This window comes from Halomonas sp., from assembly GCF_014859505.1.
Classification (GTDB): domain Bacteria; phylum Pseudomonadota; class Gammaproteobacteria; order Pseudomonadales; family Halomonadaceae; genus Halomonas.
The window spans coordinates 1-9,652 of the sequence record NZ_JACUUD010000103.1; the positions used below are offsets into that span (position 1 = coordinate 1).

Genomic DNA, 9,652 nt, shown 5'->3' on the forward strand with positions numbered 1-9,652 from the left:
GCGGCGGCTGTTCGTGGTCGCCGACGACTGGCCGCGACAGATCCCGCTGCCGCCCTACCTCAGAGAATGAGATCACCCAGCAATACCTCGATCAGCTGCTCCTCATGCAGCGCCTGGCCACGCAGCTCCATGGTGGCGCGCAGGCAAGTGTCCCAGAGCGCATCGAGGGGCCTGCCCTCCAGCGGCTTGCCCTCGAGATGGGAATAGGCCTCCAGGTCCCCTCCTCCCATCCGCCATGGGCGCATGGAAAATCGCGAAAGCAGAGCGTTGGCGATGCTGATGCCCGGCCAGTCGAAGTCGCCGTGATAGTGCAGCATGGCGCCGGCTGCCTCCAGCTGTTCGAGCAGGGTGAGCACGGCGGCGCCGGGGCGCCCCCAGGTGGCGACCAGCGGTGCGGCATCTGTCCCCAGCCGCTCGGCGGCCTCGGCCAGCACCGCGGGGTTTTCGCAGACAAAGACAGCGCGACCCTCGACATCCCACTCGGGGGGATGACGCAGCAGCTGGCGAAGGGTCAGCCAGGTGGGCTCGGCAAGCCGCTGGTAGCCCTCAAGCGCCATCTCCAGACCGTCTCCGCCCCGCACCGGCAGGCGCAGGGTCAGCACGGCGCTGGTGATATCGCCCCCCAGCAGCACCTCGGCATGGGCCCAGGTCGAGCGCTCATCGGGGTTGGCCAGCGCCACACCGCCGCGCCAGTGACGGGCCAGGGCGCGTCGCACCAGGGCAGAGACCGGCCGTCCGGCATCCAGGGCATGGGCATCGCCCAGGCACTCGGCGGCCAGGGTGCTCATGGTCATGCCCCGAGCCGGCAGCCGCGCCAGCACGGCAAGGGCCTGGTCCAGAAGAAGCCGGCCCTGTGCTTCACTGCCAGCGGCCAGGCGCTTGAGCTGGCCGCCACGACGCAGATCCTCCAGCCAGGCGCCCACCCCCAGCCGCTCGGCCTCGGGGAGACAGGCATCCAGCAGCGCGTCCCAGCGCTGGCGAGCGTCTTCACGCTCGGCCCTGCCATCCACCAGAGGGCCATCCAACGCCTCAAGGGCAACGCGCAGATCGCCCGACACGCCGGCCCGGGCCAGCGCATGGGAAAGCGCTCCGAGATCCACGCTCAGGGACTTGCCCTGACGCGGGGGGCGCCCCACCAGGCGCTCCACGGCGGCGCGCTCGCTGTGACTGGCCTGGCTCAAGGTCAGGCGGCCACCACCACCTCGCAGCAACTTACCCCTCAGGCGCTGCCGCAGGCGGGCAAGCTCTGGCCCGCCCAGTAGTCGCTGCAGCCGGGGGAGATCCACAGTGATGTGTGACATCTCAGTCCCCTCATCCCTCGGGCTCAGGCTCACCATCAGAACAGACTGTCCATACCGCCCAGCGTTGAGGTTTCCTCAGGTGCCGCGACCACCCGAGGTGCCTGGCTGACGGGTGCCTCGTCCCTGCTCCGGCGCTTGCCGTCCCATTTCCAGCGAGTGACGTGTATGGCATCGACCCCCTCGCGGCGCACCAGCTGGGCGATGGCCAGCCCCGGTACATCCGGGTAGCAACCCCACTCCCGCTCCGAGGTCATCACGGCATCGAGATCGAACTGGGCCAGCAGACCCATGCTCTTGGCCCGGGCGTCGTCATCGATCCCCGCGAACACCTCATCGAGCATCACCAGGCGCGGCGCGAGCTCATGCGCGCTGCCGTAGTGGCTGGCCGCGGCGGCAAACAGCGGCAAGGTGATCACCAGGGCCCGCTCGCCGCCTGAGGCGGGGCCATAGGCGGGGCGCCACTGGCCGTTCTGATGGCGCTCCACCACGAAGCGATGCCAGAAGCGGTAGTCCAGGGCGCGCTCGAGGATCTCCTGCAGGGCGCCGCCCTCGTCCGTGGCCCGCGCCTCATCGATGCGCCGGCGCAGGAAGTCCCCCACCACCTCGCGATCCTCCGCCGACCAGGCGTCCAGAGCCTGGCGCCGCAACCGCTGGCAGACATCCTCCAGCCCCGCCGGAGCCGTCATACCGCCGGCACTCTGTCCCTCGGCAAGCGGCTGCCAGCGGATACGCAGTCGCATGCCGGTACTGGTGGGGCGACGCTCCAGCTCGCCGTTCATCTCGCGCACGTGGCGCTCGGTATCGGTGATGCGCTCCTGGATGTGGCTTGCCACCTCGTCGATCAGGTAGTTTTCCAGCAGCTCCCGCTCCCGGGCATTGAGCAACGCTTGACGCTGAGCGATCTCGTCGTTGAGCTGGCGATTCAGGGCATCGGGATCCTGGCGCCGCCCCTGGAAGACGATACGCACCAGCAGCAGGTCGTCGCGGGCTTCGGCGACGCAGTCGTGACCGCCGCGGGAGAGCACATCGGTAAGCAGCTTGATATGCTCGTGAAGCCGCCCCTGGTGGGCGTGCCAGCGCTCGTCATCGGCATTGATGCCCGCGGTGGACTGGGCGGCGGCCCGGGCCAGACGCACGGCGGGGTCCGCCGCCCAGGAGCCCGGGGCCTCCTGCTCCATGAAGCGCTCCGGAGCGGCCACGCGCAGCAGCCCCTCCTCTACCAGGGCACGGAAGTCGGCGATCCGCTCGCCCCGGCGCTTATCCAGTTCGGCCAGGCGCTCTTCACCATGGCTCACCTTCTCGGCCAGGCGCGCCGCCTCGCCAAGCAGGGACTCGAAACGTGTGTCGAGCTCGCGCTGCTCTCGGGTCAGCGCCTCGCTACGCGCCTGGAGGTCCGCCAGCTGGCGCTCCAGCTCCTGCACCTCGGCGCCCATGGTGTCGCGCAGGGTATCCCGACGCACCTCGGCCTCCCGGGCCTGCGCCTCGGCCTCGGCCTGTTCCTCCACGGCCTGGGCCAGCGTCTCCCGGGCCGCCTGGCGCTCCTCGCTGGCCTCTTCATGGCGACGCCTGGCCTGCTGCCAGGCCGTGATCGCCTGCGCCAGTTCGCTGATGGCAAGCCGATAGTCGTTGAGCGCGACCTGAAGGCAGGCCAGGGGCTCGCGCTCGGCAGGCAGGCGCAGATCCTCGGCGGCAAGATACAGCTCGCCGCGCTGGGCCTCCAGTACCTCCCTGGCCGCCTCGCGCCTCGCACGGGCCTGTTCAAGACGCTCGGCTTGAGTATCTCGAGCGCGTCGGGCAGCCGCCTCGGCGGCGTGGGCATCACGCAGCGCCTGGGCACTCGGGCGCCGCTGCCACTCCTGTTCAGCGGCATTGAGACAGGCGTCGAGATGCTCGAGCGCGGCGACGATCTCGGCAGCCTCCTTGGCAAGAGCTTCCAACACCAGGGCAATCTCCGCCAGCCGGCGCTGACGTGCCGCTTCCCGCGCGGCATGACCGATGTAGACCGCCTCGTCCTTGCTCCACTGCCCGCTGAGCGGTCCCAGCTGCCAGGCACCGTCGAGACTCACCCAGGCGAAGGCCTCGGCGTCTTCCAGAGCGATGCCGGCCAACAGGTTCTTGACCACCTCCCGGGCCACCGGCGAATCTTCGGGCAGATCGGGGCACAGGGCAGCGGCCAGGCTCTCCCCGGGCCGAGTGGCCCCATCGGCAAGTGGCGTTAGCAGGGTATCCCAGGTATCGGAGGCAAGCAGCTCCCCGTCCGGCAGCAGCCAAGCATCCAGCAGCCCCGAGGCCTCCAGGGCCGCCTCCAGCCCGGCATGCTGGGCGGGCGCCAGGCCGGCCTGAAAGTCCACCAGCTGCCAGAGCGGCGCCCCCGGGCGACCTTCGCGGCTCTCCTCGTTCCGGGTATAGGGCACGGGCGGCACCCTCGACTCCCCCGCTTCCAGACGCTGACGCTCCCCCTCCAGCTCGGCGCGCTCACCCTCCAACGCCTCGCGGCGGCCGGCCAGCGTATGGCGCTGCTGGCCCAGCGCTTCGCGGCGAGCGTCCCGCGCCGCTGAGAGTCCTGCCTCGGCGGGGTCGTCGCTGCTCAGGTGTTCGCACCAAGGGGCGAGCTCGGCAAGCAGCGCCTCGGGGTCCTCGGGGGTCAACTCCTCCAGGGCGGCAAGGTGATCACGCCAGCCGGCCTGGAGGGCCTCGGCGGCCTCGGCCCGCGCACCGATCGCCTCCTGCCACTCCTCCTCGCGGCTCGCCAGGGTCTCCTCCTCCCGGCGCGCCTCATCCTCCACCCTGTGGTAGGCCCGCTCGGCCCTGTCGACCTCATCGAGACGGCGGTTGAGGTGGGCCACCCCCTCCTCGCGGCGACGCTGCAGGTCCCGCAGCGCCTGCTGCAACGAATTCACCTCCCGGGGATCTGAAGGCGTCTGCTCGCCCCTCTCGACGGATAACCGCGCGGCGATTTCTCGACGATGATCGCTGCCCACCCCCACCGTATCGGCCAGGGCATCGCTTGCCTCGCGGCGCGCTTCCAGGGTAGCAACGCCGCTCTTCAGGGCGACTTCAGTCTCCAGGAAACGGTCTTCGGCGCGCCGGTCACTCTCGCACTCTCGCTTCAGCCGCCGGTTTTCCAGGTCGGCCCGGGAGCGGCGCTGGCGGGCCAGCTCGTCGGCGTTGCGCAGCGCCTCCGCCGAGCGCATGGCCTCGCTGGCCTCCAGAGTGCGCTGACGCGCTGCCAGTTCCCGCTGCTGCTCGGCGAGCACCTCGCGGGACTCACTCAGCACCTCTCGGTTTCCCAGGGCTTCTCCATGTGCCTCGCGATCCCGCCCCAGCTGCAAACGCACCTTTTCATACTCGGCATGGGCGCCCGTCAGGAAGTCGGCCCGGCGGCGCACCGCGATGCCGGCATAGTGACGGTAGTGGCCCAGAAAATCCTCTACGGCGTGAGCCGTCTCCTCCAGCCCTTGAATCTCCTCGCGGTAGACATCCAGGCTGCGATAGGACTCGGCCACCTCGCCAATCAGGCCGCGACCCAGCGGCGGCAGGGCGTCACTGAGGGCCTGCGATAGGCGATTGGGATCGGGCTTCTTGGCCAGCTGGGGCTGTCGAAGCTGCAGCAGCAGGTCGAGCAGTGCCGCGTAGCGCTGCTCCCCCAGATGAAAGAGCGTCTCGTCGATGGCACGACGGTAGTCCGCGGCGCGATCATACAGCTGTCCTAAGCTGCCCAGGGCCTGGCCGAGACGCTCACGGCTCAGGCTTCTCCCACTCTCGATCAGGAAAAGATCACGCCCGATACGCTGAGGCGTGGTAAAGAACCAGGAACGCACCGGCCGTCCTGCTACTGCCTTGAGACCACAGCCCACGGTGAAGGTCTCGGGTCCGAGGTCTCCCTGGCGCCCGAACTCCAGCCAGGTGTAGCCCAGGCGTTCCTGGTACTCGCCTACCAGCAGGTTCCACTCCATGCGCTTGGCGCTGTCGCCATCGGGCTCCACCCGGGAGGGGAGCAGCTGGCCGTCGAGCAGAAAAGGCAGGGTCAGCGCCATCACCTTGGACTTGCCGGTACCGTTGTTGCCGCGCAGCAGCAGCCGCCCGTCGTGGAAGTGAAAGACTTCCTCGTCGTAGTAGAAGATCTCCACCAGACCGCAGCGCAGGGGCTGCCAGCGGGTGCTCTGGGGGTCGGGAAGCTCGCTCATGGAATGCTCAGTCATCGGTGACAGACTCGGCCAGGTCGGGTTGCAGGTTGCCTGAAGCCTCGGGCAGCGTCGGTGCGTGCACCCGGAAGCGCCCCAGCGCCGGCAGCGGCAGGATGCGGCCCCCATCGCGCTGGACCTGGCGCCGTACCAGGCCCAGCGCCGCCAGGCGAGCAAGCGTCTGCCGAGCCAGACCCTGGGCGGCACTCGGCTCGCAGGCAGACTTCCGCCAGTAGCGACGGTAGTCGGTCTGCCATTGAAGGATCCAGGCTTCAGCCTCCTCCAGGGTGACCCCTTCGGAGCCACTCTCGGCAGGGCCGCTTTCGGCAGGGCCGCTCTCGGCCAACCGTTCGGCCATCAGCAGCGCCAGGTGGCCCTCGGTGCCCTCCGCCGGCATCTTCTCATCGGTGAGCTCACCCTCGGGATCCACCAGCGCCAGTCCCTCGGCACGCACCTCGGCCACCAGTCCCGTGGCCTGCTGCAGGCGACGCAGCATCGGCCCGCGCTGATTGGACAGGTAGGCGGCCTCGTCATCATCGAGGGACTCAAGGTAGACCACCGGGTCATCCAGCAGCCGTCGCGCCAGCCGGTGGCGCAACTCACGGTTGCGCCCGTCGGGGGTATCCGGCACGAAGGTCTCGCTCAGGGCGCACAGGCGCGCGTCCAGGTCGAGCTCGGCATCGGCGCCGTTCAAGGCCACCAGGGAAGGGCCCCGGGCGGTGACCAGCAGGGCGGCCAGCAGCCGGCGATCCACGTCATAGAGCACGTCGCCCTCCAGGCCACGGCGCAGGAACTGCTCCTCGTCGCCGGCCACCCGCAGCAGCACCCCGAGTTCCATCAGCAAGCGCACGACCACGACCAGGTCCCGCCGCGCCTCCTGATGGTCCAGCGTGAAGGCAAGGCCGCGCTCGGCCAACGCCGGATCGACGACCGCCTGTCCTAGCCCCTCTCCCAGTCGCCCCAGAGTGATCTGGGCATCGCCCCGTTCGAGATCCGCCAGCAGCAGGCACAAGAGTGCATAGCGGCGGCGATTGAAGGTCTTGCGCTGGGTCCCCCGCCCGACAGTTGCCGGACGAGTGGGGTCATCGAGATCGGCGGGGCGCTTGTGCAGGCGCACGAAATCACGCTCGCTCTGCAGATGCCAGCCACTCTCCCGGGCCAGCCAGTCGCGCAGGCTGGCCGCATGGCGGCGAATCAGCGGGAAGGCACTATCATCGCCGCGGATCAGCGGCCTGGACAGCAGGGCACGCAGGGCGCGGCGCTGCTCCTCCTGGCGTTGGCGGGTCAGGGCATCGCTCAGTTCTTCCATGCGTCCTCCTCCAGATCGACGATCTCCAGGCGATAGTCGCGGCCGCTAAGCACGCCGGCCTCGGTGCGCAGGGTCGCGGTGGTCTCGGGCCCCAGCGGTGCCAGGGTGATGCGCAGGCTACCGTCGCCGGTGGTGGTGGTCACAGCAGTATCATCGCCGGGGCTCGCCGCCAGGGCGTCACCGAGCAGGTTGAGCAGCAGGCGAAAGGCACCGTCATCCAACTCGCCCAGCTCCGAAAGACGTTCGGCGCGTTGCTCTACCAGCTGACGCCGCGCAGCTCGCGCCGCGCTGGCCTCCTCGGCCAGCTGACGTGCCAGCAGCTCCCGCTCCCGGGCGCGGCTGCGCAGCTTGGGAGGTGCCCCGGGCTTCTGGTAGCTACCGGTGGCACGCAGCCGCGCCTGCACCTGCATGCCAGGAGCCTGGGCCCAGGGCGTACTGGCCGGCACCGGCGTTTGCTGCCAAGCTTCGGCGGTGTCGGCATCGATCACCAGATGGCGGGCCGGTGTCAGGCCGAAGGCGGTCCGCCATAGGCGGTGCGCGTCGCCGTCGCTGCCACACTCCAGGAACCAGCGCGCCAGGGTACGAAAGTCCGCGGAACGGTCGCTGCGCGCCATGCGCCGCTCGTTGAGCCGGCCGACCATCTCCAGCAGCTGGGTTACCGCATGGCGGGCACTGCTGCGCAGCAGGCGTGCCTGGGACTGGCGCCCAGGCTGGTCGAGGAACCAGGCACGCAGCCCCTCCCAGTGGCCGTGCCAGCGCCGCCACGCCTCGGCGAACGCCCGGGCTCGCTCCTCGTCGTCCGGCGACTCTCCAGGCGCCAGGTCGAGGAGCTCGCGCTCGGCAGCCTGGCGCAATAGCCGCGCCACCGGGGCCTGGCCATCGCCGCCGTCTCGATCACCGGCACTACCGGCGCTGCCGTCGAGGGCGCGAATCAGCTCGGCGATCTCACCGGAGGCGGTGGTCAGGTCGCCAAGAAAACGCTCGATATAGCCGATCACCCGCTCCTTGTAGAGCAGGAAGGCGTCGGCATCACTGCCCTGCCCCTCCAGGGTGCGGTTCAGCCCGGTCATGAAGGCACGGGCATTCTCGGCTAGGTCAGAGAAGACCCCGGCCAGGTCGCGCAGCAGCAGCTGACTCTCGGTGGCCGAGGGCGACTCACTCTGCGACAGGGTCAACAGGGCGCGCAGGCGGGTACGGATATCCTCCAGCGCCACGCTCTGCAGGGCACCGCGCCGCCCCACCTCCTGTTCGAAGGTGGCCAGGGCGGCCTCCACGGCCTCGCCCTGACGGGTGATCTGATAGACGTAGAGGGCGCGATAGTAGTCCTCGACGCTGGTCACCCGCGCATTGTCGCGTTCAGCATCCAGATTACCCCAGGCCACCAATTGGGTCAGGGCCGACTGCACGCCGGCCAGCTCCGATTCGCCGACCTGCTGCTGGATATCTTCCGGGCGCAGATGCACCAGGAAATGCGACTTCGCCTCCACGAAGGCGCGCATCACCCGGCGATAGAGCTCTGCCTTTTCGGCGGTGACATAGCTGAAGGGAGTGTAGTCCAAGCGGGCTCCGGTTTACTCAGTGGATTCCAGGGCCTGCGCCAGCAGGGAACGCTTGCGCGGTAGCAGACTGACCTCCAGCCCCAGAGGCCGGAAGACGCGGTTCTTCACCTCCAAGGTGACGTTGCCCTTGTCGCCTTCCAGGTCCGACAGGGTCCGCCGGCTGATGCCGACCAGTTCTGAATAGCGAGTCTGGGAGAGCCCCAGCACATCGCGCCGCAACGCACGCAGCAGCTGCCCGTCACTGAGCTCTCCGGAATAGAAACGCTTGAGCAGCGCCACCAGCGCCCCTTCTCGGTCATCGACATTGCGAGGTTTCATAGCAGCCCCCAGCGCTTGAGTCGGGTACCAAGCGTGCGCAAGCCTACCGACGGCATATCCAGAATGCGAGTGGGAACGCCTCGCCCGGCCAGGCGTTCATCCAGCCCATTGAGATCGGCGGCCAGCCGCCGGAGCGCCTCCATCAACTGCTCGGGGTCCACGAGGTCCGACAGAGATTCCGCAATGGCGTACCAGTCGTATTCACCCCCGGCCTCGAGCGGCGGGCCCCACTGGGTGGTTCGTGTCACTCCCTCGGGATCGGCCCGCATCGGTGCGAAATCGTAGACCGGTGAGAGCCAGATTCCCTCGGGGCGCTTCAGCAGCGCCGTATTGCGTCCATCATTGTCGGAGTTGCCAAACGCGATGTTGAGCAGATCGCGCCGCACCCATTCGATGACGAAAGCCGACGCTTCGAAGGGTTCGCCGAGCTCACGGACACGATGCTGCGCCTGCAGCAGGCCCAGTAACCGGCGAAGCGTCTCACCGTGGCGAAGGAAGGTGCCGGGCGCCGCCCCCATCAGTGAATAGACGGACTCCAGGCCGTAGCGAGTCCAGACGCCGTCGTGATGGCGCATATCGAAGCGCGGCAGCCAGAGAGAGGGATAGCGCAGTCGAGACTCACCCCTCACCCTCCGATCGGGTCCGGGCAATGTCAGCATGGCCGCATCGTGCCAGGCCTGATCGAAGTGGATCTGCAGCGTCAGGTCCATGACACCTCCTTGCGCATCATACTGCTCAAGAATTCCAATGCGACATGCGATATGAGTAGCATAGCGCACACTTTTGAAGATTTCAGATTTTTTGAGCATGACACTACTCATGCTTTGCCGCCCCCCATGGCAAGACGCCCGACCCTCCTTGCGGCGGGCCGGGCGTCTGGGCGCCGTGGATCGAGGGGGATGTCTCAGCCTTCGGGCTTCTCGAAGACCCAGGTGGTGCCTTCGCGGGAGTCCTTGAGGATGATGCCCAGCACGGCGAGCT

6 protein-coding genes are annotated in these 9,652 nt (G+C 68.7%); all 6 read right to left on the reverse strand.

All coding sequences use genetic code 11. The features are described from left to right. Positions 1–59: 59 nt before the first annotated feature. Genes IBX53_RS12445 through IBX53_RS12470 form a run of 6 tightly spaced genes read right to left on the reverse strand, consistent with a single transcriptional unit; the run spans position 60 to position 9,381 of the window. Complete coding sequence (locus tag IBX53_RS12445) at positions 60–1,301, reverse strand: TIGR02679 family protein (RefSeq protein WP_290909688.1); 1,242 nt, start codon at positions 1,299–1,301, stop codon at positions 60–62. Positions 1,302–1,336: 35 nt separating this feature from the next. Continuing rightward, positions 1,337–5,488 carry a TIGR02680 family protein gene (locus IBX53_RS12450; RefSeq protein WP_290909690.1) on the reverse strand — a complete coding sequence of 1,384 codons (4,152 nt, stop codon included), beginning with the start codon at positions 5,486–5,488 and terminating at the stop codon, positions 1,337–1,339. 7 nt (positions 5,489–5,495) lie between these two features. After that, on the reverse strand, positions 5,496–6,794 hold the full coding sequence (locus tag IBX53_RS12455; protein ID WP_290909692.1) for a TIGR02678 family protein: 1,299 nt from the start codon (positions 6,792–6,794) through the stop codon (positions 5,496–5,498). Next, entirely contained in the window at positions 6,782–8,353 is a 1,572-nt protein-coding gene (locus IBX53_RS12460) for a TIGR02677 family protein (RefSeq protein ID WP_290909694.1), read from the reverse strand. The genes IBX53_RS12455 and IBX53_RS12460 overlap by 13 nt, the downstream gene beginning before the upstream one ends. Before the next feature lie 12 nt (positions 8,354–8,365). Further along, entirely contained in the window at positions 8,366–8,671 is a 306-nt protein-coding gene (locus IBX53_RS12465) for a helix-turn-helix domain-containing protein (RefSeq protein WP_290909697.1), read from the reverse strand. Continuing rightward, positions 8,668–9,381 carry a HipA domain-containing protein gene (locus IBX53_RS12470; protein ID WP_290909699.1) on the reverse strand — a complete coding sequence of 238 codons (714 nt, stop codon included), beginning with the start codon at positions 9,379–9,381 and terminating at the stop codon, positions 8,668–8,670. Before IBX53_RS12470 ends, IBX53_RS12465 begins: the two co-directional genes overlap by 4 nt. Positions 9,382–9,652 lie beyond the last annotated feature (271 nt).